This is a genomic window from Enterococcus innesii (genome assembly GCF_022846515.1).
GTDB lineage: Bacteria > Bacillota > Bacilli > Lactobacillales > Enterococcaceae > Enterococcus_D > Enterococcus_D innesii.
This window is the reverse complement of record NZ_AP025635.1, coordinates 523,993-546,296: the sequence shown is the minus strand read 5'-3', so window position 1 is coordinate 546,296 and position 22,304 is coordinate 523,993. Positions and strand designations below refer to the sequence as shown.

At 42.0% G+C, this 22,304-nt stretch carries 25 protein-coding genes; 19 read left to right on the top strand and 6 right to left on the bottom strand.

The window, feature by feature from the left end:
* Window positions 1-371: 371 nt before the first annotated feature.
* Both ENLAB_RS02645 and ENLAB_RS02640 read left to right on the top strand, forming a co-directional pair.
* Complete coding sequence (locus tag ENLAB_RS02645) at window positions 372-740, top strand: DUF7006 family protein (RefSeq protein WP_077454484.1); 369 nt, start codon at window positions 372-374, stop codon at window positions 738-740.
* Window positions 741-1,016: 276 nt separating this feature from the next.
* On the top strand, window positions 1,017-1,379 hold the full coding sequence (locus ENLAB_RS02640) for a hypothetical protein (RefSeq protein WP_077454481.1): 363 nt from the start codon (window positions 1,017-1,019) through the stop codon (window positions 1,377-1,379).
* Between the two features lie 50 nt (window positions 1,380-1,429).
* Here the strand turns inward: ENLAB_RS02640 and ENLAB_RS02635 are convergent, their stop codons facing one another.
* The gene (locus tag ENLAB_RS02635) at window positions 1,430-1,864 is read right to left on the bottom strand and encodes a MarR family winged helix-turn-helix transcriptional regulator (protein WP_081118006.1); all 435 of its coding nucleotides are present in this window, start codon (window positions 1,862-1,864) and stop codon (window positions 1,430-1,432) included.
* Between the two features lie 58 nt (window positions 1,865-1,922).
* Window positions 1,923-2,333: an organic hydroperoxide resistance protein gene (locus ENLAB_RS02630; RefSeq protein ID WP_081118133.1), complete on the bottom strand. Its 411-nt coding sequence runs from the start codon at window positions 2,331-2,333 to the stop codon at window positions 1,923-1,925.
* Window positions 2,334-2,583: 250 nt separating this feature from the next.
* On the opposite strand from ENLAB_RS02630, the gene ENLAB_RS02625 reads away from it, so the two are divergent.
* Window positions 2,584-2,796, top strand: coding sequence for a hypothetical protein (locus tag ENLAB_RS02625; protein ID WP_005225691.1), 213 nt, complete (start codon window positions 2,584-2,586; stop codon window positions 2,794-2,796).
* Window positions 2,793-3,752, top strand: coding sequence for an SPFH domain-containing protein (locus ENLAB_RS02620; protein ID WP_010747934.1), 960 nt, complete (start codon window positions 2,793-2,795; stop codon window positions 3,750-3,752). The genes ENLAB_RS02625 and ENLAB_RS02620 overlap by 4 nt, the downstream gene beginning before the upstream one ends.
* A gap of 66 nt (window positions 3,753-3,818) precedes the next feature.
* On the opposite strand, the gene mprF is transcribed toward ENLAB_RS02620, so the two are convergent.
* Window positions 3,819-6,365 carry a bifunctional lysylphosphatidylglycerol flippase/synthetase MprF gene (mprF, locus tag ENLAB_RS02615; protein ID WP_244352451.1) on the bottom strand — a complete coding sequence of 849 codons (2,547 nt, stop codon included), beginning with the start codon at window positions 6,363-6,365 and terminating at the stop codon, window positions 3,819-3,821.
* A gap of 2 nt (window positions 6,366-6,367) precedes the next feature.
* Window positions 6,368-7,093: an alpha/beta fold hydrolase gene (locus ENLAB_RS02610; RefSeq protein WP_195264961.1), complete on the bottom strand. Its 726-nt coding sequence runs from the start codon at window positions 7,091-7,093 to the stop codon at window positions 6,368-6,370.
* Window positions 7,094-7,359: 266 nt separating this feature from the next.
* On the opposite strand from ENLAB_RS02610, the gene ENLAB_RS02605 reads away from it, so the two are divergent.
* The 3 genes from ENLAB_RS02605 (at window position 7,360) to ENLAB_RS02595 (ending at window position 9,763) form a co-directional block, all read left to right on the top strand.
* Window positions 7,360-8,385 carry an NAD(P)/FAD-dependent oxidoreductase gene (locus tag ENLAB_RS02605; protein ID WP_077454479.1) on the top strand — a complete coding sequence of 342 codons (1,026 nt, stop codon included), beginning with the start codon at window positions 7,360-7,362 and terminating at the stop codon, window positions 8,383-8,385.
* A gap of 200 nt (window positions 8,386-8,585) precedes the next feature.
* The gene (locus tag ENLAB_RS02600; protein ID WP_077454478.1) at window positions 8,586-9,461 is read left to right on the top strand and encodes a cation diffusion facilitator family transporter; all 876 of its coding nucleotides are present in this window, start codon (window positions 8,586-8,588) and stop codon (window positions 9,459-9,461) included.
* 131 nt (window positions 9,462-9,592) lie between these two features.
* Window positions 9,593-9,763, top strand: coding sequence for a hypothetical protein (locus tag ENLAB_RS02595; RefSeq protein ID WP_189372199.1), 171 nt, complete (start codon window positions 9,593-9,595; stop codon window positions 9,761-9,763).
* A gap of 117 nt (window positions 9,764-9,880) precedes the next feature.
* Here ENLAB_RS02595 and ENLAB_RS02590 read toward each other — a convergent pair whose 3' ends face one another.
* A complete protein-coding gene (locus ENLAB_RS02590) occupies window positions 9,881-10,144 on the bottom strand; it encodes a hypothetical protein (protein WP_086292126.1) in 264 nt (87 codons plus the stop codon).
* Between the two features lie 168 nt (window positions 10,145-10,312).
* Here ENLAB_RS02590 and ENLAB_RS02585 point away from each other — a divergent pair, with 168 nt between their 5' ends.
* Both ENLAB_RS02585 and ENLAB_RS02580 read left to right on the top strand, forming a co-directional pair.
* Complete coding sequence (locus tag ENLAB_RS02585; protein ID WP_140964970.1) at window positions 10,313-10,831, top strand: GNAT family N-acetyltransferase; 519 nt, start codon at window positions 10,313-10,315, stop codon at window positions 10,829-10,831.
* Window positions 10,831-11,568, top strand: coding sequence for a MurR/RpiR family transcriptional regulator (locus ENLAB_RS02580; protein ID WP_140964969.1), 738 nt, complete (start codon window positions 10,831-10,833; stop codon window positions 11,566-11,568). The genes ENLAB_RS02585 and ENLAB_RS02580 overlap by 1 nt, the downstream gene beginning before the upstream one ends.
* A 24-nt stretch (window positions 11,569-11,592) precedes the next feature.
* Here ENLAB_RS02580 and ENLAB_RS02575 read toward each other — a convergent pair whose 3' ends face one another.
* Window positions 11,593-12,363: a MurR/RpiR family transcriptional regulator gene (locus ENLAB_RS02575; protein ID WP_015509458.1), complete on the bottom strand. Its 771-nt coding sequence runs from the start codon at window positions 12,361-12,363 to the stop codon at window positions 11,593-11,595.
* Window positions 12,364-12,534: 171 nt separating this feature from the next.
* Between ENLAB_RS02575 and ENLAB_RS02570 the strand changes: the two genes are divergently transcribed.
* The 10 genes from ENLAB_RS02570 to ENLAB_RS02525 all read left to right on the top strand — a co-directional run bounded on the left by ENLAB_RS02570 (window position 12,535) and on the right by ENLAB_RS02525 (window position 22,271).
* Window positions 12,535-13,926, top strand: coding sequence for a glycoside hydrolase family 1 protein (locus ENLAB_RS02570; RefSeq protein ID WP_140964967.1), 1,392 nt, complete (start codon window positions 12,535-12,537; stop codon window positions 13,924-13,926).
* A gap of 12 nt (window positions 13,927-13,938) precedes the next feature.
* Window positions 13,939-15,243 carry a PTS sugar transporter subunit IIC gene (locus ENLAB_RS02565; RefSeq protein ID WP_015509459.1) on the top strand — a complete coding sequence of 435 codons (1,305 nt, stop codon included), beginning with the start codon at window positions 13,939-13,941 and terminating at the stop codon, window positions 15,241-15,243.
* A gap of 1 nt (window position 15,244) precedes the next feature.
* Window positions 15,245-15,490 (top strand): hypothetical protein, encoded by a 246-nt coding sequence (locus ENLAB_RS02560; RefSeq protein WP_140964966.1) that lies wholly within the window; start codon window positions 15,245-15,247, stop codon window positions 15,488-15,490.
* Window positions 15,491-15,630: 140 nt separating this feature from the next.
* Complete coding sequence (locus ENLAB_RS02555) at window positions 15,631-16,929, top strand: PTS sugar transporter subunit IIC (RefSeq protein ID WP_005225702.1); 1,299 nt, start codon at window positions 15,631-15,633, stop codon at window positions 16,927-16,929.
* 27 nt (window positions 16,930-16,956) lie between these two features.
* Window positions 16,957-17,208 carry a hypothetical protein gene (locus tag ENLAB_RS02550; protein ID WP_244352449.1) on the top strand — a complete coding sequence of 84 codons (252 nt, stop codon included), beginning with the start codon at window positions 16,957-16,959 and terminating at the stop codon, window positions 17,206-17,208.
* Window position 17,209: 1 nt separating this feature from the next.
* Window positions 17,210-18,304, top strand: a complete 1,095-nt coding sequence (locus ENLAB_RS02545; protein WP_244352447.1) for a DUF871 domain-containing protein — start codon at window positions 17,210-17,212, stop codon at window positions 18,302-18,304.
* A gap of 4 nt (window positions 18,305-18,308) precedes the next feature.
* Window positions 18,309-19,421: an amidohydrolase/deacetylase family metallohydrolase gene (locus tag ENLAB_RS02540; RefSeq protein ID WP_244352445.1), complete on the top strand. Its 1,113-nt coding sequence runs from the start codon at window positions 18,309-18,311 to the stop codon at window positions 19,419-19,421.
* Window positions 19,405-20,511, top strand: a complete 1,107-nt coding sequence (locus ENLAB_RS02535) for a DgaE family pyridoxal phosphate-dependent ammonia lyase (protein ID WP_244352443.1) — start codon at window positions 19,405-19,407, stop codon at window positions 20,509-20,511. The genes ENLAB_RS02540 and ENLAB_RS02535 overlap by 17 nt, the downstream gene beginning before the upstream one ends.
* Complete coding sequence (gene dagF, locus ENLAB_RS02530; protein ID WP_077454471.1) at window positions 20,508-21,257, top strand: 2-dehydro-3-deoxy-phosphogluconate aldolase; 750 nt, start codon at window positions 20,508-20,510, stop codon at window positions 21,255-21,257. Before ENLAB_RS02535 ends, dagF begins: the two co-directional genes overlap by 4 nt.
* A gap of 9 nt (window positions 21,258-21,266) precedes the next feature.
* The gene (locus tag ENLAB_RS02525; RefSeq protein WP_140964961.1) at window positions 21,267-22,271 is read left to right on the top strand and encodes a sugar kinase; all 1,005 of its coding nucleotides are present in this window, start codon (window positions 21,267-21,269) and stop codon (window positions 22,269-22,271) included.
* The last annotated feature ends 33 nt before the right edge of the window (window positions 22,272-22,304 follow it).

The window sequence follows — 22,304 nt, the reverse complement described above, 5'->3', positions numbered from 1 at the left end:
AAATTATGCTGTGTCAGTCGTTTGTGAAAATGAGACAAACCCTACATTCATTAGGCAAGCGTAGAAGTGTATAATTACTGAGCGAATGCAGTTGCAGTTCCTGTTGGAGAGGGACCGCGCTAGATAAAAAAGAAGGGAATCTGACAATTTTCTCATTTTCGACAAGTGCTGATTCGCTTTGCTTATCAGTTTGGCAAAATTTTGCTATTGTTGAGTAAGATTAGGGGTTAGAATAGTAGCTTCTCTTTTTTTTCTAAATTCTGTCCTTAATTTGAGAACGAAAATCACCGATAGTATGCTATATATAGGAACAAGGAGCCATCCTTGACGATGTCGAATATGGCATTTGAATGAAAGGATTGATGAAACAAGTGATTTCTTCAATAATTTATACTGACACAAAGGCTTATTTTGATAAAGTGCTGGATCAAGCGCTGTTGGATCTATTAAAAACTGATTATCCCAAAGTCTATGATCATGTCCAAAAACTGATCGCTTCTATGGAGGAAACGATCCAACGAATTGACAGCACGAACTTTTGGCAGTTGATGCCGGAAATTTTAGGCTACGATTCTCGTTTTGTTTTGTTGAACTCTCTGCAATTGTCAGAAGACAAATTGTTGACGGAGCTAGAAATCCTTCAAATGATCGAACGGGATTATCCGAATTTGAATAAAGAATTCTGTGGCTATTCCTTGAAAGAACAAGAGCATGAGAGTTTGATCTTTAGTGTTCAATAACTATTTTTCGTAGGAGTATCAAGTAGAGTAAGAAAACGACTAGGTAAGCTAGTCGTTTTTTTTATCAAGAAAAAGAATAATTAAACACGTTATTTATCATTAAAATAAAAAATATTTTGAAATTATGAATAAAATAGATTATTATTGATATATAATCCTTTTAGTGAAAGAAAAAACAATCGGTAAGAGGAAGAGGATAGCCAGCTGATTGAAAAAGCTGCGATTGTTTTAATTAGAAAATAGAAACTAGCCTAATCGGCGTGGAAAGGAGCAATTATGGATTACTTAAGTTTCTCAAAAAAAGAGTGGGAAGTCTTAGTTTGTTTTTGGGCTGTAGATGAACCATTATGCTGTACAGAATTTAGTGAACGTTTCAACTTGAATCGTAACACATCATTGTCCGTGATTCGCAAATTAGTTAACCAAGGAGTTCTAGAAATTGCGAGCATTAAAATGAGTGGATCAGTTTTGGCTCGTCGTTTTCAACCAGCTGTAAGTGAATTAGAGATATTGCAGACCGGTCTAACCGATGATCAAATTTTTGAATTAGTGAAAATCGCCATCAAAAAAATTGAGGACCCAGAACAATTAACTCAGTTACTAAATGTGATCGGTGAATTGAAAACCAAAGCTTCTTAAATAAAACTCGTTTGGATGATAAAAAAACGATCCGCTGTGAAAACAGCGGATCATTTTTCTTGTTCTTGAAATTTTTGTACCATCTTTGTCGTCAATTCATGGAGGACTGACAGTTCTTCCGGTTCAAGGGGCAAGAATTCAGTCACTTTGTAGGGAATCTCTAGCGCTTGCTTATGAAGTGCTTTGCCGGATTCCGTCAGTGTAACCCGCAAGGAACGTTCATCGTCTTGATTTCGATTTCTTGCGAGGTAGCCTTTTGCCTCAAGCTTTTTTAAAACCGGTGTCAGTGTGCCAGAATCGAGACATAATTGCTTCCCCAATGCTTTGACACTGATCGCTTCTTCTTCCCATAACACCAACATCACTAAATATTGGGTATAGGTCAAATTCAACGGATCTAGTAAGTCTTTGTACTGTTTGATAATTTCTTTTGAAGCGGCGTATAGAGGAAAACACAATTGGTTTTCTAACGCTAAGACATTCATGTTTTCACCCCTTTTTCTAACATCCGCCTCTTATCATAGCTGTTTTTTCAACGAAAGTCTACTCGCTAACGGCTTTGACTGTCACTTCAATGTTGCCAGCTGTAGCTTTTGAGTAAGGACATACGGTATGAGCGATCTCAAGCAATTCTTGTGTTTCTTCTGTTGACAAACCTTCGATTTGGCCTTCGATCTCCACTCCCAAGACAAAACTTGATTCACTTTCTGCGTATAAGGTCACTTGTGCGCTAACGGTAGAAGCACCTTCGATCCCTTTGCTGCTTTTCACCAATTCAAGGGCACTATTGAAACAAGCGCTAAAGCCAGCTGCAAAAAGTTGTTCCGGATTCGTTGCATTTTCTACTCGTTTGCCAGGTGCAGTGATATTTAGTTCAAATGAATGATCAGGGCTGTGTACTTCTCCTGAACGGCCACCAGTGTTGATCATCTTTGTTGAATACATTTTTTTCATCATTTCTTCACTCCTGTGTTTTTTGTATTTTGTACAATTTAATTGTATGCAATTTAATTGAAGAATGCAAGGAATTGGTTTTCAGTTTGTCTTTTTTTTCTAAAAAGGAGGGAATTATAAAAAGTTTACTGTTCTCTTGGGTGAAACGTGCTATTATAGTTAGTAACACTTGTAACAGAATGAACAATTAGTTTGAAACGAAGAATTTACTGCATGCAGGCAAAGAGGGTGGAAAATCATCGTAGACTACATGGAACAACGAGCGGTTGGACGCTATTTTCGATCGCTGACGGATCATTATTCAGGTTATATCCGTCTTTATGGCACCTACACAGAATATCGGGTGATTGCAGGGATTCCTGCTGAAAATGTGATGTTAGAGATTATCGGGGTTGAAAACGGTGTCTTATTGACCCGTGTAAACAATACATTATTTGAAAATGGAAGAGGGTTTTTACAATGATCATTATCCAAATTATTTTAGTTATCTTCGTATTAGTGATTCTGATTTGGCTGATCGCAAGCACTGCTGTGATCGTTCGTCAAGGGGAAGTCAAAGTCGTGGAAAGTTTTGGGAAATATGTTCGAACGTTGGAACCAGGTCTTCATTTTCTTGTTCCGATTTTATATACAGTAAGAGAAAGAGTGTCCTTGAAACAGATTCCTTTGGAGATCGAACCGCAAAGTGCAATTACGAAAGACAACGTGATCGTGCAGATCGATGAAGCAATCAAATACCACGTCACAGATGTGCGTGCCTTTGTTTACGAAAATGAAAACTCCGTTATCTCAATGATTCAAGATGCCCAATCAAATTTACGGGGGATCATTGGGAAAATGGATCTGAATGAGGTTTTAAATGGGACAGAAGAAATCAACGTAGCACTGTTTACTTCAATCAAAGACATCACGGCCGGCTATGGTCTAGCAATCGACCGAATCAACATTGGGGAAATCAAAGTTTCTCAAGAAATCATTGAATCAATGAACAAACTGATCACAGCTTCCAGAGACAAAGAGTCGATGATCACAAGAGCCCAGGGGGAGAAATCTTCTTCTGTCTTGAGTGCGGAAGCCAAAGCTTCTCAGATGACAATCGATGCGCAAGCTCGGGCGGAACAAACCCAAATCGACGCGGAGGCACGGGCAAAACGTGTCCGGATCGATGCCGAGGCAGAAGCGGAACGAATCGCCAAAATCACAGAAGCCGAACGCAAGCGGATTTTAGCCATCAATGAAGCTATCAAAGAAAGTCAACTAGACGAGCGCTCACTATCATATCTAGGAATCGAAGCTTTTAAAGATGTGGTCAATAGCAATACCAATACGGTCATTCTGCCATCAAACATGACGGAACTGGGAAATATTCCAGTCGTCAAACAACTTTGGGAGAACGCACCATCTAAATCAGCAGAATAACTTCTAAGCACAACAATTAAAAAAGCTCAAATGCTCCGAGTACAAATCGGCGCATTTGAGCTTTTTTTATTTCGTTTTGTCTGCCGATTGATTATCGACAATCAACAGGGCAATCATGACATAACCGATCCAACTGTCCCGAGAATATAAGATGTAGCGAGGGGACCAAGAAGCGGCATATTTCTGTTTGTATTCTCGTAGCCCTTCAAAAGAATAGAAGCGAGAACCAAAGGTGTAAACGAGATAGGCGATCCGCTCTTGCAAGAAACTACTGCGGAAAGTACCAACATTGGCTAACGGTGCCATGCCTAAATCGAATTGTTGATACCCATGTTCTTTAAAATAGTCGAATAGCTGAATAAACAAGAAATCCATCGTTCCATTTGGCGCTTTTTCAGGATCGTGGCGCATCAAATCGATGGAGGCCAGACCTGTTTGATACGTGGGCATAAAGGAGGCAAACGCGACGATCTCTTGCTGCTGATTGCGGACGACTGCAATTGGTGCGGTACTTAGATAAGATTCTGAAAAGAATCCAAGGGAGAACCCTTTTTCTTTCCGTCCATCTAGCCAGTTGTCAGAAATTTCTTTAAGGGTTGCAAAGGTTTCGGCTGAAAAGGGTGGAGTGAGCACATCAAAAGTAAAGCCTTCTTTGGTGATCTTGTTGTTCAATGCCCGCTGTCCCTTCATTTTTTTTCCTGAAAGGGTGAAGCTAGGTAGATCCACATAAGCTTTCTCACCGAATTTGATAAAGTCATACCCGAATTCATGTAGCAGCATCACCATTTCTTCACTACTTTCATAAAAGACCGGCAAGTAATTCCACTGATCCATCTCTGTTAAGAAGGTTTCCAGTGCCTGCGGAAAGTCTGCTTGCTTCCCAGAAGGATCCCCCATGACCAAGCATTTATTATTAAAGGTCGTAAACTGAAAAAAGACCGTCGGCTCGCCGATTTCTGGATAAACGTACACTTGCTTGTCTTTTAAATAAACAAGATGGCTGTCGCTATTGCCGCCATAGGTGTTCAAAACATGTTTCACTTTATCAGTGGCGGCACTGACGCCTAGTTGGTGCTTTGGTCCCATCAAGTAGCGGGCAAACAGCAGCATCGCAACGGCGACAAATAAAATCGCAACGAAGCCTTGGAGCCACAATTTTTCAGAGGGGAAAAGCAAAAAGTCCATCGAATGGTGGTGCGTCGGATGTCGATTGAGATGAGGCATATTGTAGACCCCAATAATGACATAGAGGATCGTCAGCGAACCAATCAACAAACCATCGACCGTCAACCATTCCCACGAGAAGACTAGCTGTTTACGGAATAACTCGCTTTTTGAAAAAATCATGATCGCTAATAATAATAGAAGAAACAGCATGGTCGAAAAGCGGAAACCCGCAAAAATAGCATAACCGATCGTTGCTGCAATCAACAAAAGTGTCGGCACATACGCGCGACTGACACGGGCAGAGATGCCGCGACCGGCAATCAAAAAGAGATAGCCGAGAAAGATACTCGGGTACTGCATCACGAAATTCAAGCGAATCGGATTGAGGTGGGCTAACCATTTGATTTGGTCAAAGGCTTCTGGGATCGTGGCGGAGAGTACCAACATCGTTCCCGTCAGATAAAGCAGCAACACTTCGATCTTATGGAATACTTCCAACAACAAGCTTTTGGGAATCCCAGAAAAGCGCTGGTTGAGGGAGACGCCAACATTTTTTGAGAAAAAGATCAAACCGATCAAAAAGGGAAGAATGTAATAAAACAGGCGGAACAGCAAGAGCCAAGCAATAACACTTTCACGGGGAATTTGCAGTGAACCCATTCCCATGATCATCATTACATCAAACGTTCCAAGTTCCCCAGGAATCATCGATACGATTCCAATCACGGAAGCAGCGATGAAAAGCGGCAACAGTTGAAACACATCGACCGAGATACCCATCAAGAGACCCGTCGTGAAGAAGGCGGCAAAAACACCCAGCCATTCCAATAAGGAAGCGGCGATCAGCTGCAGACGATCACGTCGTTGCAGCCCACCTAAGTAGGCATTTTTTTTGGAAAAACTAAGGGCATAGACGATTGGAAAATAAAGACTGCCGCCTAAAAGCCAGATCCAATACTGTTGTAGATAATCGGTCGTGGGCCCGAAGAGGACGAATGCCAGCGCAGCAAGCGACAAAATCGAAAGACCAGACATTAAGTAGATAAAAATCTTTGAAATTGCTTGGGCAACGTCTTTGCCTTTTTTTCCTTTGCCATAAAATTCCGACCGTAACCCGATACTGATGAAACCGCCAAAGCCGATCAAATTGTTCATGGTATTGATGATCCAGCTGGTTTCTAGTAAATACCGGCGATCAGGTTTGTCCCCTAGCAAGCGATTCAAGACGATATCATATAAGACCATGGGAAAGACACACAGTAAGCCAATGACAGCCATTAAAGCCACTCGCCAAAGGGATAGTTGCGCAAACAATTGTTTTAGTTGATCAATCGAGATCGTCTTGCTTAAGGAAAGCAGTTCGCCGAACACGATCACGGCTACTGCAATTAAGAAGAGTGTTTTAAACAGTGAGCGGTGGTCGCGGAGCCAAGTAAAGATTCTCATAGTTATTCACCGACCTTTTCTAAAAAAGATAATACTTTCGTATTAAATACTTCTGGATTCTTTCGTGCAAAACTATGTCCTTGTCCTTTGACGACGATAAAATTGGACTGAGGAATACTGTTTGCAATATAAAATGAATGGGAGAGCTTGATCGAATCACGTTTGCCAACCAAGATCAATGTCGGCACACTGAGGTGATTCAAATCGGCGGTGGAGAGACCGATTGGACGAAACAACAATCCCAAAATAGGCAGAAAGCCCCGCATGCCTTTGGAGAATGGAGAACAAAGCCAAACGATCAGATATTGCAAAACACTGCCGATTCGAGAAAAGAGCCGTACACCTCGCGGTTCCGTGTTGCCAGAGTTTAAAATCATGCAGCTGACATACTCTGGGTAGAGATGGCAAAAGACCATCGCCAGATTGGCACCATCGCTAAATCCTAGTAAGGCGATTTTCGTTAGCTTTTCTTGCTGAATGATTGCTAAGAGATCTGTTGCCATTTTAAAAAAATCGATTTTCTTCTGCGTATTGGTGGATTTGCCATGTCCTCGACTATCGATTAAATACAGTTGATGTTTTTGACGCAAAGCGTCGACCTGCTTTGAGAAATAGGCACTGCTGCCGCCATTTCCGTGCAGTAAAAAAAGTGGGCGTCCTGAACCGGTTTTCTCGTAATAGAGGACAGACCCGTCCGGTAAGGGCGCGTAACATTTTTCAACTTCCATTTTTTCACCTACTTTCTAAGAGTATACCTTGAAGTCAGGGGCTATCACAAACATATCACTAGATAAAATGAGAAAAAATAACAATCTGCTCATCTTTTTTTTACCAGAAGTTCAGGAAAAGGCTTTTTTCTTTACAATGTAAAGAAAAATAATCGGCTAAGTTAATTAATTTGTTTTCAGAAAATTCTTTACAAACCCGGATACGTTGTCTATAATCGAACTAACTAATTGAGAATGATTTTCATTTACGAAAGAGAGGCTAGCCAATGACCACTATAGCAGATGTTTTGATTATCGGAGGAGGGCCTACGGGGCTCTATGCAAGTTTTTATGCCGGATTACGTGATCTATCGGTCGTATTGTTTGAAGCACAAGCCGAATTAGGCGGGAAGATCAATTTTTATCCTGAAAAAATGGTCTGGGATGTGGGTGCATTGCCGCCAACCAAGGGGAAGAAAGTCAAAGAACACTTGATTGAACAGGCTAAGTTGTTTGATCCAACGATCTATCTGAAAACGAAAATCATCGAATTGACCAAGGAAGACAACCTTTTTTATGCAGTGGATGACCAAGGGAGGACTCATGTTGGACGCACCATTTTAGTTTGTATTGGCGGCGGTGTCGTCTCTCCGCAAAAATTGCCATGTTTCATCCATAATAATGTCGACAACTATATCCACTATCAGTTTCCTGACCAGCAAGCGATCCAAGGCAAACATCTAGTGATCTCTGGCGGCGGCGATGCGGCGGTGGATTATGCGATCGAAGCAGTGTCTTATGGTGCCAAAGTCACGTTGTGCTATCGAGGGGAAAAACTGAAAGCCCATGAAGCACAAGTAAAGAAGATGAAAGCAGAAGGGATTCAAGTGCTGATGAATCACACCATCGATGGGGTGAATCAAGCAGAAACATTTAATATGGTTCTACGACTAAAAAACAGTGCCAACCATGAGACGATCGATTTTTTATGCGATCATCTACTGATCCAACACGGTTATGACCGTGACAGTGGCTTGTTAGATAAAGTTTCCTTTGATCTTGCACGTCATGAAGACTTTTATTTGAACTGTGAGATTCCAACAAAAACCAGTCATCCCGGTGTGTTTGCAGCTGGTGACATCCATTATTTCAAAGGCAAAGTGAATCTTTTGGCGGGAGCCTTTCAAGATGCTGCGCAAGCAGTCAATCAGATCAAACATTATTTAGAGCCGACCAGTGTCCCACAGGCGATGGTTTCTTCCCACAATGAGAAATTCAGTGAAAGAAATCGTCAGTTGTTGGTGAATGAGTAGCCATGCTTCTTTGTGAATGAAAAAGTAGAAAAAGCAGGAGTCCCGTATGAGTCCTGCTTTTTTGGTGTCCTCAGAACAGAAATTCGTTTCACTAGAAGTGAATGTTTGCCGCTCCTAAAAAATAAAATCTCTCAAATAAATGATGCAATGGATGAAAATTTCAGCTATTATTTTCAAGTTGACTAATTGGAGGGGATGACATGAATCAAACAAGATATGCAGAATTAAAGCAAGCAGAAAGAGGCGCTATCTTAAGTATCGTTGCCTATATTTTTGTTTCCATCGCCAAACTTGCCATCGGTCGTTTGGCAAATTCTGAAGGATTATGGGCAGATGGATTAAACAATGCGACGGATATCGTGGCATCTATTGCTGTCTTGATCGGTTTACGTTTGGCACAAAAACCAGCAGACGAAGACCATAAATATGGACACTGGAAAGCAGAAAATGTGGCGAGTCTCGTAACATCCTTGATTATGCTGGCGGTTGGTCTGCAGGTTTTATGGTCCTCCATTCAAACAATTCTACTCGGTGAAACGCAAAGTCCCGATATGATCGCGGCAGTCGTCGGTATCATTTCAGCTATTTTGATGTATGGCATGTATTACTACAATAAGCGATTATCTGCTCGTGTAAAAAGCTCCGCTTTGCTAGCAGCTGCTAAAGACAATCGGAGTGATGCCTGGACGAGTATTGGAACGGCGATCGCTATTTTTGCCGCCTCATTTGGTATCGGTTGGTTAGACAGTTTGACTGCGATCGTGGTAGCTCTTTTGATTATCAAAACCGCCGTCGATATTTTTCGTGAGAGTGCCTTTTCACTTTCTGATGGGTTTGATGAATCGTTAGTCGTGGAGTATGAAGCGGCAATCGCTGGTTTTTCTGAAGTGAAATCTGTCAAATCGATTCGAGGAAGAATGTATGGCGCCAATGTTTTTCTCGATGTCGTCGTGACGATGGACAAATCTTTGACGGTTGAAAAGAGTCATAATGTGGCAGATGCTATTGAAGATCTCTTAGCTGATCGTTTTCAGGTGTTTGATACTGACATCCACATTGAGCCTGCTACCGAATAAATTTTATGGCAAAACCTTGATAGGACAAGGATGTAAACCACCCGTTTCCTATTTGTAAACTGAAAAGTTCTTACGGAACCTGCTGATTCATGGCAAACTAGAGGTAACAAAGGAAGAAAGTAGGGAGCCTTATGAATAATAAACAGGTAGTAGAAAATGATTTAGTTATTTCTTTAGATAAAATGGATGAAACAGCAATGATGGCACTTTGCCAACAATATATTGCGGCTATCGATGATAGCCAAGTCCTCTTTGCTTTACTGAAAAAAGTTCAAGCCTCTAAAGCAGCAGTAAGCAAATAAAAAAACAAACCGGCATCTTACGCATTGATGTTCCTCTCAGCAAAAGCGAAAGGAGTGTTGATCAACAGGAAAAGATGCCGGTTATTTTTAAATTTGTTTGAGTCTTTTAAAAAACTTTTAAAGGACGTTTAATAATGCGAATAACCCATAGACGATCAAAGAAGCTATTCCTAAAGGAACAATACGTCGGAATATAATCTCTTTCAAACGCTTGCCTGCTTGTCGCTCTTTTTCATAGTTAGGATCATGAGCGTGCGCTTTAAATTGCTGAGGAGAACGAGAGAAGATTAAGCCATTGGTCATCGATAAAACCCAGCCAATCAGCGCCATGAAGAAAGAAACAAAAATGATTGCCAGTAAAAGTAGTTGTAAGAGTTGCATCGTGTTGCTACCTCCTTTTCGTAGCCATTTTTTCACTTCTAGTTTACCATCTTTTGAGACTTTTAGGGGTCTTTATTCAACGTGCCCTTTCTTTTTTTGCTTCTTCCCTTATAATAGAGATATTTATAAACGAGTTTTTGTTTCGTGCAGGAGAAAGAAGGGGTTCTTATGGCAATCACACAAAAAATCATTCAATCACCAGAAGACTTCCAAACGTTGGATCGTTTGATCAAAGAAATCTGGCCAGAAGTGTTTACACCAATCATTGGTTCCGATCAAGTCGCGTATATGCTAGCTCATTACCAATCACCAGCAGCGATTCAAAAGGAAGTCCAGCAAGGAGCAGTTTATCTTTTACTAATGGAAGGTGACCAAGCAGTGGGGTATACAGCGTATGAAGAAACGCCGCAGCAGCTTTATTTAAGTAAATTGTATCTCCACCAATCCACTAGAGGCAAAGGCTATGCCAGCCAAGTCTTTGATTGGTATGAGGAGATCGCCTCGGGCAAAACGCTGCATTTAAACGTCAACAAACAAAACCAGCAAGCAATCGCTGTTTATGAGCATCGCGGCTTTCAACGCGTTTCTGAACGTAGCGTTGCAATTGGTTCGGGATTTGTGATGGATGATTTTATTTATGAGAAGGAGATTGCTGAAGGCGAAGGTGCGCAACAAGGAGAATACTGATGGAACTTACTGCCAAGAATAAGTCGTTTAGTAACAAAGAATGGCAACTATTTCAATACGTATTAAATCAGCAAGCAGAGGTCTGTTCGATGTCTATTCGTGAGTTGGCGGATGCAACAGAAACTAGCTCAACGACTGTTCTGCGGTTTTGTCGAAAATTTGATTGCGAAGGTTTTTCAGAATTTAAAATCAAATTGAAAAAGACATTACAGAAACAAGGAAAGACTGATCGATTATTCAAAAAAGATAAAAAAGCCCTGCACTATTTTTTTGAACGTATGGATGAATCCTTCTATCGAGAAACATTATTTACGATCGCCAAACGAATAAGCAAAGCAAAACTTTTGATTTTAGCCAGTGACAGGGAATCGACACTTGCATTGACCTATGCCCAACAAAAGTTTGCACGCTTAGATAAAATCGTGAGCGTAGAGGAAGAAGCAACATTGATTAAATCTGTTTGGCAAACCTTAAGTAGCGAAGCCACGTTGCTGGTTTTTTCTAATAAAGGTGCCGATCCATTTCTTGAATCCTTGATTACTGAATGTACCACCGCTGGAATTTCAACCATTTCACTAACAAATCGCTCAACAACATCAATTGCCAAACTTTCTGAGCAAAATTTTGCTTATTATTATTCCGATAATCAAGAAGCTGATTCATTGTCCTCACAAATTCCAGCCATTTATTTGGTGGAACTTCTATTTGATTTAGTTACAGATTGTGAAGATCGCTGAATAAAATGAAACTACCTACGCCTATCAGAGAAGTTCTTCTGATAGGCGTATTCTTTTGGCAATTTTTTCAATTAAATAGATTGCTGGTAGTTGAGAAGTCAGTTCAATGGTTTTCTCTTTTTTCTGACTGGCTTTAAAAATAGTCTCTCTTTCGATGTAATAAGGCACCGTTAAGTCGGATAACTGACTGATGGTTGAATCTTCGGTATTCGTGATGGCAATAATCTGACAATCTTTTTGATTTAACTTTTGTAAGTATCGAATCATTTCTTGTGTTTCCCCAGAAATCGACAAAACAATGATACCGGTTTTGCACAATATGTCTTCTGGAAACCAGTCGATAGGATAATTTGAGGGATCGTCAACTTTTAATGCCGTTTTTCCCAAGTCAGTAAAATAGAGTGCGCCATATTCCGCAATCGTTTCAGATAAGCCTGATCCAATAAATAGCACGAAGCTTTTGTTCTTAAGAATCTCTGTTGCTCGATCGATTCTTTCAGATAAAAAGGGCTGGTTTACTCGCTTCAAAAAATCAATTGTTTGGGACTCATCACTATCGGATATTTTAGATTTTACGAGAGAATCTAAGTAAAAGCGCAAATTGATCTTAAATTCGGTAAACGTATCACATTCAAATTTCTTGCAAAAACGGCTAATACTAGCAGTACTGGTATGGGTCTCTTTGGCAAGTTCTTTCATCTTCATTTTAGATACTGAAGCCAAGTTTTTTGATACAAATCGGTAAACCTCGTATTCTAGTGCAGTAAGTTCAGGATTGTAGTCAAGAAAAAGCATGATGCACCTCTGTAACAAAGTGTTTTTTTTGTGGAACAAATGACAAGGTATGAAAACGTTCTCTATTTAGGATTATAACATTATATTGATTTTACTTCATGCTATACTTTCGTTGTTCAACAATGTAAGCGGATGCTTCGCTTAGTAAAAAAGGAATTGTAGGAGGGCGACATGGAGTATAATTTTTCGAAGGACTTTTTCTGGGGTGCAGCAACGAGTGCGACACAATCAGAAGGAACGATAGCTGGAGACAATAAAGGAGAAAACATTTGGGATTATGCATCAAAAAACTATAACCATCGGTTTTTTGAAGGAGTTACAACAGAACATACATCAAGGTTTTATCAGGAAATGGAAGCGGATTTGGATCGAATGGCGGCACTTTCTTTTAATTCTTTTCGGACTTCGATCTCTTGGTCACGTCTTATTCCCGAAGGTACAGGGGAAGTTAATCCAGAAGCTGTTGACTTTTATACCAGAATGCTTGATGGGTTAAATCAAAGAGGCATCAAACCGTTTATCAATCTTTATCACTTTGACATGCCAATGAAATTGCAAGAAATCGGCGGATTTGAAAATCGTGAGGTCATCGAAGCGTATCGGGCGTATGCAAAAATTTGTTTTGATCTATTTCATGAGAAAGTTGCGTACTGGTTTACCTTTAATGAGCCGATGATTCCAGCAGAAGCCGGCTATTTGCATGACCGGCACTATCCTTATGTAGTTGATTTTAAACGGGCGGCACAAGTACTTCACCATATCATCCTTGCTCACTGTGAGGCAGTTAAGGTCTTTCGACAAGGACCTTATCAAGGAAAAATCGGTATCATCATGGATGTGATCCCAGTTTACCCAAGAAGCCAGCATCCTGCCGACTTAAAGGCAGCGGAAATGGCAGACCTCTTCTATACTCGCTCCCTTAATGAAGCGATATTAAAAGGTCGTTATCCTCAGGAGTTAAAGGCTATTTTAACGCGCTATGACCAAATGCCACGAGTGGAAGAACAGGATCTTGCATTGATTGCTGAAACAACGATTGATCTGCTAGGGATCAATTATTATCGTCCACGGCGAGTGAAAGCCAAAGAATCTTTGCCTAATCCCGAGGGAGTTTTCTCGCCAGAATGGTTTTACGATGATTACGAGATGCCCGGCAGAAGGATGAATTCTTCTAGGGGGATTGAGATTTATCCTCATGGCTTGTATGATATCGCTAAAAAAATCCAGTTAGAATTTGGGAATATTGATTGGTTTGTTTCAGAAAATGGGATTGGGATTCAGGGAGAAGAAACATTTATCGAAGGGGGGCAAGTGCAGGACAACTACCGGATTGCTTTTTTAAAAGAGCATTTAATTGAGCTTCATCAAGCAATGATGGAGGGGAGTAACTGTCTGGGGTATCACATGTGGACATTTGTGGACTGTTGGAGTTGGCAGAATGCGTTCAAAAATCGCTATGGCTTTTATCGTCTGGATTTAGAAACGGGAGAAAAAACGATGAAAAAGTCTGGGCTATGGTTTAAAGAAGTGATTCAAAAAAATGGTTTTTCAAACGAATTTTAGGAGGGTTTTATAATGAAAGTTTTAGACTCGGTTGCAATGAAGTTATTACCGATTGCCAATGCTATTGGACAACAGCGGCACTTGCAGGCAATTCGAAATGGGTTGATTTCTATTTTGCCGCTCACGATCGTTGGCTCTTTTTTCACCATTATTTTAAATTTGCCGATTCCTGGTTATACCGAATGGGTCGCTCCTTATTTACCGGCACTTGACATTCCTTTTCGATTTACGGTGGGGTTAATGTCTCTTTATGCCTCATTTACGATTGGCTCCAACTTAGGTGCTAGTTACAAACTCGATCGAATAACAAGTGGGTTTTTATCCATGTTAGCGACGATTTTAATGGTCGTTCCGATCAATTTGGCGGAAGGCATCAGCACGACAGGAGATGCCGTACTTGCAGGAAGGTATTTACCCATCGCTTCACTTGGATCACAAGGATTATTCGGTGCGATCATTGCGGCGCTAGTTTCAGTAGAGATTTATCATTTTACAAAAGCAAAAAACTTGGAAATCAAGATGCCAGAAGGCGTACCGCCTGTTGTAGGGGAATCCTTTGCGGCACTCCTACCAACCTTGCTGGTTATCTTAGTCTTTTGGATTCCGCGCCACTTTTTCGGCTTCGATTTAAATGGATTACTGACGATCGCCATCTCTCCTTTAAAAGGTTTCTTAACAGGCAATAATTTGGTTGGCGGAATCATCACACAATTTGTTATCTGCGTTTTCTGGGTATTGGGTATTCATGGCCATGCCGTTTTAGGACCCATCATTCGTCCATTTTGGGATCAAGCAATTTTAGAAAATGCGGAATTATTCCAAAACGGTATGTCTGCCTTTGATCTACCAAATCTTTTTACGGAACAATTTTATCAATGGTATGCGCAAATGGGTGGTACTGGATCAACGCTTGCATTGGTTGTTTTGTTTATGTTCTCTCGTTCAAACTATTTAAAACAATTGGGTCGTCTTTCCATTTTACCAGGGATTTTTAATATTAATGAACCGATGATCTTTGGGACGCCAATTGTGATGAATCCACTGTTGGCAATTCCGTTTATTCTTGTGCCAATCGCTAATACTATCTTAGTCTATATCGTTACCGCTTTAGATTGGATGCCTAAGATGATGGTCAAACCACCATTTTCGATTCCCGCACCTCTTGGCGCATTGATTACCTCAAATTGGAATTGGGTTGCTTGTTTGATGGTCTTCGTCTGTTTCTTCGTTTCGTTAGCGATTTACTATCCATTCTTTAAAGCATTTGAGAAACTTCAAGTGGCGCAAGAGCTAGAAACAGCTAAAGAAGGTGAGTAGAATGGTTCTAGTAGTGAGTTGTTTGCTCTTGATTTTTCTGACCCATCTTCTTTTAGAAAAAAATAATGCCAGAATCACGCTGGCTTTTTGGAAACTTTTACTTGTTTCCTTGCTTTTCTTACTCAGTTTGTTTTTCTTGTTGATCCGCACTCCTTTGGCACCAGTTTTCATTGTGTTACTTATTATCAATTGTACCGTCATCCAAAATCGATTTATGTATCAGTATCTACCGAAAGGACAACGATAGGACGCTTGATGGTTACTGTAAGAAATGTTATTGCGAAAAGATTATTCTATCTACTGTTTAAAAAACTATTTACGAACCCAGATCCTCTGTGCTATTATCCTTGTATAAACATTATAATGTTATAAACTAAGGAGGCAATTATGAAAGGGTTTGTAGAATTTATTGAACAGAAATTGATGCCGATTGCAAATAAAGTGGGGATGCAACGGCACATGGTAGCGATTCGCAAGGGGATCATCGCTACTTTACCTTTAACGATCGTTGGGTCGTTCTTCACGATCTTACTGAATTTTCCCATCGAATCAGTCGCTGCAGTGATTGAACCGTATCGGGAAGTTTTGGATATTCCCTTTCGTTATACAGTCGGATTATTGGCATTATATGCAACGTATGGGATTGCTTCATCGCTAGCCAAAAGCTACAAGCTGGATTCATTGACTGCGGGTATCTTAGCAACGATGTCCTTTCTTGTAACCGCTGCACCACCGTTGCGAGTCTTTGATTCTGTGGAAGGCATCATTGATGCCGGGCGTTATATCAATGTGGCCAACCTAGGCTCCGGCTCTTTGTTTGGTGCGATCGTTACGGCGATCTTGTCCGTTGAAATCTATCGTTTCTTTATCGTAAAAAACATTACTATCAAAATGCCAGATGGTGTGCCGCCAGAAGTGACAAATTCATTTATGGCATTGATTCCCGGTGGAGCGATCTTGATTTTGTTCTGGGTGATCCGTCATATGCTCGGTTTTGATATCAATGGCTTTTTAAGTAACTTGTTGATGCCGTTAAAAGACGTGCTAGCGGGTAACAGCTTGTTTGGTGGTTTATTGACTGTCTTCTTGATCTGTTTCTTCTGGGTACTGGGGATTCATGGACCAGCGATCATGGGTCCTGTTATTCGTCCATTTTGGGATATTTCCATCGCTGAAAATATGGAAGCCTTCCAAGCATCTGGCAATGCGCATGAATTGCCTAATATTTTTACAGAACAATTTTTACAATGGTTCGTGTGGATCGGTGGAGCCGGTACGACCTTAGCGTTGGTCGTTTTGTTCTTCTTCTCCAAATCAAAATACTTGAAACAATTGGGCCGTTTGTCCATCTTGCCAGGCCTATTCAATATTAATGAACCAGTGATTTTCGGTGCACCGATCGTAATGAACCCAATCTTAGGCATTCCTTTCTTGGTGGCACCGTTGATTACGACAACGATTTCTTACTTCGCGACCATTACGGGCGTCGTACCGATGATGGCTGCCAGACTTGGGTTTGCCATTCCAGCACCAATCGCCGCCTGGATGAGTACGGACTGGAGTATCGCAGCAGCGATTTTAGTGATCGTCAACTTCTTTATCACACTCGCAATCTATTACCCATTCTTTAAAGTCTTTGAGAAACAGCAGATTGCCCGCGAACAAGAAGAAGAAACTGCCGCTTAAGCAAGACAAAAAAAGTGAGGTGCAAACATGGGGATTTATGCCATTTGTTTATTTTTTGGTTGTCAAATTTGGTTAACAAAATCAGCACAAGGGAAAAAAATTCAAGAAGTGCCGTTTTGGCGGATGCTTTTGTTCGGGATTCTTGGCGTTGCTGCAGCGATCATACTGAGCCGTCAGTTTCCGTGGGGACCATTTTTGACGATGACGGCGACGATTGTTTGCAGTTCGCTTTTACTGACACGTTTTACTGTTTTTTATGAAGAAATGAGGATGAGATAAGTTGAAAAGACAACTAGGAGTATCGGTGTATCCCGATCACAGTGATTTTGAAACAGACAAAGCCTATCTGCAATTAGCCCATGATTATGGCTTTAGCCGCATTTTTATAAGTATGTTGGAAGTGAGTGACGGCAAAGAAAACGTGCAGAAAAAATTTAAAGCGTTGATTGATTTTGCCAAAGGATTAGGCTATGAAACGATTTTAGACGTGGCACCAGCCATCTTTTCTGAACTAAGCATCTCCTATGATGACTTGACCTTTTTCCATGAACTAGGAGCCGATGGGATTCGTTTAGATTTAGGTTTTGACGGCAATAAAGAAGCGATGTTGACCTACAATCCCTTTGGCTTAGCTGTTGAATTGAATATGAGCAATGATGTAGCGTATTTAGACAATATTTTGACTTATCAAGCCAACATTCCTTACTTATACGGCTGCCACAATTTCTATCCACAAGAAGGGACTGCCTTGCCTTATGATTTCTTTGAGAAGTGCAGTCGTCGTTTCAAGGAAAAAGGCATTCGAACCGCCGCATTTATCTCTTCTCAAACGGGAACGATCGGACCTTGGGATATCAATGATGGCTTACCGACCTTAGAAATGCACCGAAGAATGCCTGTAGAAACTGCCGCAAAGCATTTGTTTGCCACAGGTTTGATTGACGATGTCATTATCGGCAATGCTTATGCTTCTGAAGCAGAACTGGCGGCACTAGGAGCGATTGATCGCTACCAGACCGCATTTGCGATTGAATTTGTACCTGAAATCAATGAAGTTGAACGCCAAATCGCTCTGGACGAGCAGCATTACCGTCGAGGCGACATCACGGACCGGATGATCCGTTCCACAGAAGTTCGTAAAAAGTATAAGAACCATGACAATCCTGTCCATGACCACGAAGGCGTCTTTCAACGAGGGGATGTTGTGATCGGCAATGATCGTTTTGGCAAGTACAAAAACGAGCTACAAGTAGTGCTGGAGCCCCACTCAGATCCACGAAAAAATAAAATCGGTTCGATCGTCGAACAAGAGTTAGTTCTGCTGCCGTTTATCCATCCTTGGTCGAAATTCACTTTCACAGAGAGGAAGGTGTAATGAGATGTTTGATTTGATTATTCGTCAAGCTCGCACAATCGATGAAGAAGTATTTGATATTGGGATTCAAGACGGCAAAATCACTGCTTTGGCACCTACGTTGCAGGAGCAGGCGAAACAAGAGCTGACCTTAGCAGAAGGGGAGTTTTTGTCAGCCGGTTGGATCGATGACCATGTCCATTGTTTCGAGGAAATGACGCTCTATTATGATTATCCAGACGAGATCGGTGTCAAACAAGGTGTCACGACCGTTATCGATGCGGGGACGACTGGCGCCGAAAATATCCATCGGTTTTATGATTTAGCCAAAGAAGCCAAAACCAATGTCTTTGCTTTAGTCAATATTTCCAAATGGGGGATCGTAGAGCAGGATGAACTTGCGGATCTGTCAAAAGTCAAAAAAGAATTGGTCAAAGAAGCGCTGCAGAAGTTTCCTGACTTTATCGTCGGAATCAAAGCCCGAATGAGCAAAACGGTGATCGGCGAAAATGGCATCACACCGTTGAAATTAGCCAAAGCGATCCAGGCTGAAAATCAACCGCTGCCTCTGATGGTCCATATTGGGTCAGCACCACCGAATTTAGCAGAGATTCTCGCTGAATTGGAAGCAGGCGATGTGGTGACCCATTGCTTTAACGGCAAAGCCAATGGGATTTTGGATCAGACGCACCAAACCATAAAGCCTTTCGTCTTTGCTGCCTATGAAAAAGGCTTGGTCTTTGATATTGGTCATGGGACAGACAGTTTCAATTTTGATGTGGCGGAGACGGCTTTTGCCAATCAGCTGAAGGCTTCTTCCATTAGTACGGATATTTACATCCGCAATCGTACCAATGGACCAGTCTTTGATTTAACGACGACTATGGAAAAATTAGCGGTCGTAGGGTATGATTGGCGTGAGATCATCGAGAAGGTGACCAGTGCCCCTGCGAAGCAATTTCATTTACAGAACAAAGGCGAGATCGCATTGGGGTATGATGCTGATTTTACGATTTTCCGCTTTGAAGAGGGCGAAAAGGAATTGACGGATTCTAACGGCAATCGCCGAATCACGACACAACAGATCGTGCCGCAAAAAGCGGTGATAGGAGGGGAACTTTTTGACACTGAATATTGAAGAATTAGGCTTGAAAGAAGTCATCAATGCTTCTGGCAAAATGACGATTCTAGGTGTCTCGAAAGTCAGCGAAAGCGTACTTGTAGCCCAGCGCTATGGCGGGGAACATTTCTTTGAAATGGCAGATCTAGCAGAAAAAACCGGTGCCTATTTGGCAAAATTGTTGAAAACGGAAGATGCACAGATCGTTTCTTCTGCTTCAGCGGGGATCGCCCAATCAGTGGCGGCACTCATCGGTCAAGGCGACAGCTATCATTTGTACCACCCTTACAGTGAGAAAATCAGTAAACGGGAGATCATTTTGCCCAAAGGCCACAACGTAGATTATGGCACACCAGTGGAAGTGATGGTGGCGCAAGGCGGCGGGAAAGTCGTGGAAGCAGGTTATGCCAATATGTGTACACCCGAGCACATTGAACAGATGATCACGCCCGAAACGGCGGCGATCCTCTACATAAAGAGTCATCACACCGTTCAAAAAAGTATGTTGACAGTAGCAGAAACGGCCCAAGTTGCCAAGGCACACGATCTTCCATTGATCGTTGATGCGGCTGCTGAGGAAGATTTGATTGCCTATACCCAAGCCGGTGCTGATTTAGTGATCTATTCAGGTGCGAAAGCACTGTCAGGACCAAGTGCTGGCTTAGTGATCGGCAAGCAGCCCTATGTCTCTTGGGTGCGCCTGCAATCCAAAGGGATTGGTCGAGCAATGAAAATCGGTAAAGACAATATTCTCGGATTTACCCAAGCCGTGATGGATTATCTAGCGGAGGGAACAGAATCTGGCGCTTCGATGCAAGAGCGCCTGCAACCATTTATTGCGGCAATCAATGAAATCACTGGTTTAGAAGCAAAAATCGTTCAAGACAGCGCTGGCAGAGATATTTACCGAGCGAGTGTCAAAGTGAAAGAACCAAGTGCCAAAGCAGTGATCGACGCGCTAAAAGCAGGAGAACCAGCGATTTATACTCGTGAGTACCAAGCCAATAACGGCATTATTGAATTTGATATCCGAGCAGTCAATGAACAAGAAATGGCAGTGATCACCGATCGCTTACAAGAAATTATGTTAGGAGCAACCCAAAAATGAAAACTTCACCCAATTATTTCGCTGACCGTGTCTGTCTAAATGTGTTAGCAAACTCCATCGACAATGCGAAAGCTTGTTACGAAGCAGCAGAGGGCAACATCGTCCTAGGTGTTTTATCAAAAAACTATGCTAGCGATGAAGCAGCCATCGCTGACATGAAAAATTATCAAGCGGCAACAAATAATGCCCTTTCTGTAGGGCTTGGTGCTGGCGACCCCAACCAAAGTGAAATGGTCTCCCGAATTTCCGCTGTTCTACAGCCACAGCATGTTAACCAAGTGTTCACGGGAGCGGGGACCTCACGAGCTTTGCTAGGACAATCTGAAACGATCGTCAATGCCCTTGTTTCACCAACGGGAAAAGTCGGCTATGTCAATATTGCTACTGGACCATTGAGTTCACAAACTCCAGCTGCAGAAGTCCCAGTCGAAACAGCGATCGCTTTATTAAAAGACATGGGCGCTAGTTCTATCAAGTATTTTCCAATGAAAGGGTTGGCTCATAAAGCAGAATATCAAGCGGTAGCCGAGGCTTGTGCTGCGAATGATTTTTATCTGGAACCGACCGGCGGTATCGATTTAGAAAACTTTGAAGAAATCTTGCAGATCGCTGTTGATGCAGGCGTGAAAAAAATCATTCCCCATATTTACAGCTCGATCATCGATGGAGAAACAGGGGACACACGCCCTGAAGATGTACAGACATTAGCAGAAATGACGAAAAAGGTGTTGGCAGCAGCCAAATAGGGGGGATCAATGATGCGGATCGGTGCTTACGGTGAGGTAATGATGCGGTTGACGCCACCAGAATATCGAACATTGGAACAGACCCACTCTTTGCGGATGGATTTTACGGGAACAGGGGTCAATCTGTTAGGTAATTTGGCGCATTTCGGCTTGACGACGTCGATGCTGACACAGGTGCCAGCCAACCGATTAGGAGATACGGCAAAAGCCAGCTTGCGTTCCTATGGGATTCAAACGGCATTTGTTGGCAAAAAATATAGTCATATCGGCAGTTATTTCGCCGAGATCGGCTACGGCGCTCGTCCGACCTATGTGACGTATCAAAATCGCCATCATAGTTCCTTTGGTGTTTCAGGTCCAGAAGAATATGCCATCGATGGGTTTTTAGAAACGGTCGATCTCATTCATATTTGCGGGATCTCACTTAGTTTGACTGAGAAAACCTGGCAAACTGCATTGGCTTTGGCGAAACAGGCCCATGCCAAGCAGATTCGCGTCTGCTTTGATTTCAACTTCCGTCCAAGCTTGAATGAAGATTTAAATCGGGAGGTACTGAAACAACGGTATGAAACGATTCTACCCTATTGTGACCTAGTTTTCGGCTCTGTCCGTGACTTGGAGGAGCTATTGGCTTATCCCTTAGAGGAAACCGAAGGCGCCGAGCTTGCGTTGATCCAATCCTTTATTGACCAGTATCAACTAGAATGGTTCTGTGGGACACGGCGTCTAGCCGTGGAAGACAAGCAATTTATCAGCGGAAGGATCATTACGGTACAGGATGCCTATGAAACGGCACCGCAGCTGCTGCAAGTCTTGGATCGGATCGGGGCAGGGGATGCCTATGCCGCTGGCGTATTATTAGGCTATGCCGAAAAATGGTCACTCCAACGCACCGCTGATTTTGCAATCACGAATGCAGTTTTGGCTCATACGATGCTGGGAGATGTTCCCTTAACCACCAAAGAACAAGTGGAACAAGTCTTACAGGCACCTGGGAAAGACTTGATTCGCTAGAAAAAACACTTGCGTCCTTCTCTTGATGGATGG

Excerpts from the sequence above, each read along its gene's own strand:
- ENLAB_RS02640 (WP_077454481.1), top strand. The coding sequence starts at position 1,017 with ATGGATTACTTAAGTTTCTCAAAAAAAGAGTGGGAAGTCTTAGTTTGT.
- ENLAB_RS02635 (WP_081118006.1), bottom strand. The coding sequence starts at position 1,864 with ATGAATGTCTTAGCGTTAGAAAACCAATTGTGTTTTCCTCTATACGCC.
- ENLAB_RS02630 (WP_081118133.1), bottom strand. The coding sequence starts at position 2,333 with ATGAAAAAAATGTATTCAACAAAGATGATCAACACTGGTGGCCGTTCA.
- ENLAB_RS02625 (WP_005225691.1), top strand. The coding sequence starts at position 2,584 with ATGGAACAACGAGCGGTTGGACGCTATTTTCGATCGCTGACGGATCAT.
- ENLAB_RS02620 (WP_010747934.1), top strand. The coding sequence starts at position 2,793 with ATGATCATTATCCAAATTATTTTAGTTATCTTCGTATTAGTGATTCTG.
- mprF (WP_244352451.1), bottom strand. The coding sequence starts at position 6,365 with ATGAGAATCTTTACTTGGCTCCGCGACCACCGCTCACTGTTTAAAACA.
- ENLAB_RS02610 (WP_195264961.1), bottom strand. The coding sequence starts at position 7,093 with ATGGAAGTTGAAAAATGTTACGCGCCCTTACCGGACGGGTCTGTCCTC.
- ENLAB_RS02605 (WP_077454479.1), top strand. The coding sequence starts at position 7,360 with ATGACCACTATAGCAGATGTTTTGATTATCGGAGGAGGGCCTACGGGG.
- ENLAB_RS02600 (WP_077454478.1), top strand. The coding sequence starts at position 8,586 with ATGAATCAAACAAGATATGCAGAATTAAAGCAAGCAGAAAGAGGCGCT.
- ENLAB_RS02595 (WP_189372199.1), top strand. The coding sequence starts at position 9,593 with ATGAATAATAAACAGGTAGTAGAAAATGATTTAGTTATTTCTTTAGAT.
- ENLAB_RS02590 (WP_086292126.1), bottom strand. The coding sequence starts at position 10,144 with ATGCAACTCTTACAACTACTTTTACTGGCAATCATTTTTGTTTCTTTC.
- ENLAB_RS02585 (WP_140964970.1), top strand. The coding sequence starts at position 10,313 with ATGGCAATCACACAAAAAATCATTCAATCACCAGAAGACTTCCAAACG.
- ENLAB_RS02580 (WP_140964969.1), top strand. The coding sequence starts at position 10,831 with ATGGAACTTACTGCCAAGAATAAGTCGTTTAGTAACAAAGAATGGCAA.
- ENLAB_RS02575 (WP_015509458.1), bottom strand. The coding sequence starts at position 12,363 with ATGCTTTTTCTTGACTACAATCCTGAACTTACTGCACTAGAATACGAG.
- ENLAB_RS02570 (WP_140964967.1), top strand. The coding sequence starts at position 12,535 with ATGGAGTATAATTTTTCGAAGGACTTTTTCTGGGGTGCAGCAACGAGT.
- ENLAB_RS02565 (WP_015509459.1), top strand. The coding sequence starts at position 13,939 with ATGAAAGTTTTAGACTCGGTTGCAATGAAGTTATTACCGATTGCCAAT.
- ENLAB_RS02560 (WP_140964966.1), top strand. The coding sequence starts at position 15,245 with ATGGTTCTAGTAGTGAGTTGTTTGCTCTTGATTTTTCTGACCCATCTT.
- ENLAB_RS02555 (WP_005225702.1), top strand. The coding sequence starts at position 15,631 with ATGAAAGGGTTTGTAGAATTTATTGAACAGAAATTGATGCCGATTGCA.
- ENLAB_RS02550 (WP_244352449.1), top strand. The coding sequence starts at position 16,957 with ATGGGGATTTATGCCATTTGTTTATTTTTTGGTTGTCAAATTTGGTTA.
- ENLAB_RS02540 (WP_244352445.1), top strand. The coding sequence starts at position 18,309 with ATGTTTGATTTGATTATTCGTCAAGCTCGCACAATCGATGAAGAAGTA.
- dagF (WP_077454471.1), top strand. The coding sequence starts at position 20,508 with ATGAAAACTTCACCCAATTATTTCGCTGACCGTGTCTGTCTAAATGTG.
- ENLAB_RS02525 (WP_140964961.1), top strand. The coding sequence starts at position 21,267 with ATGATGCGGATCGGTGCTTACGGTGAGGTAATGATGCGGTTGACGCCA.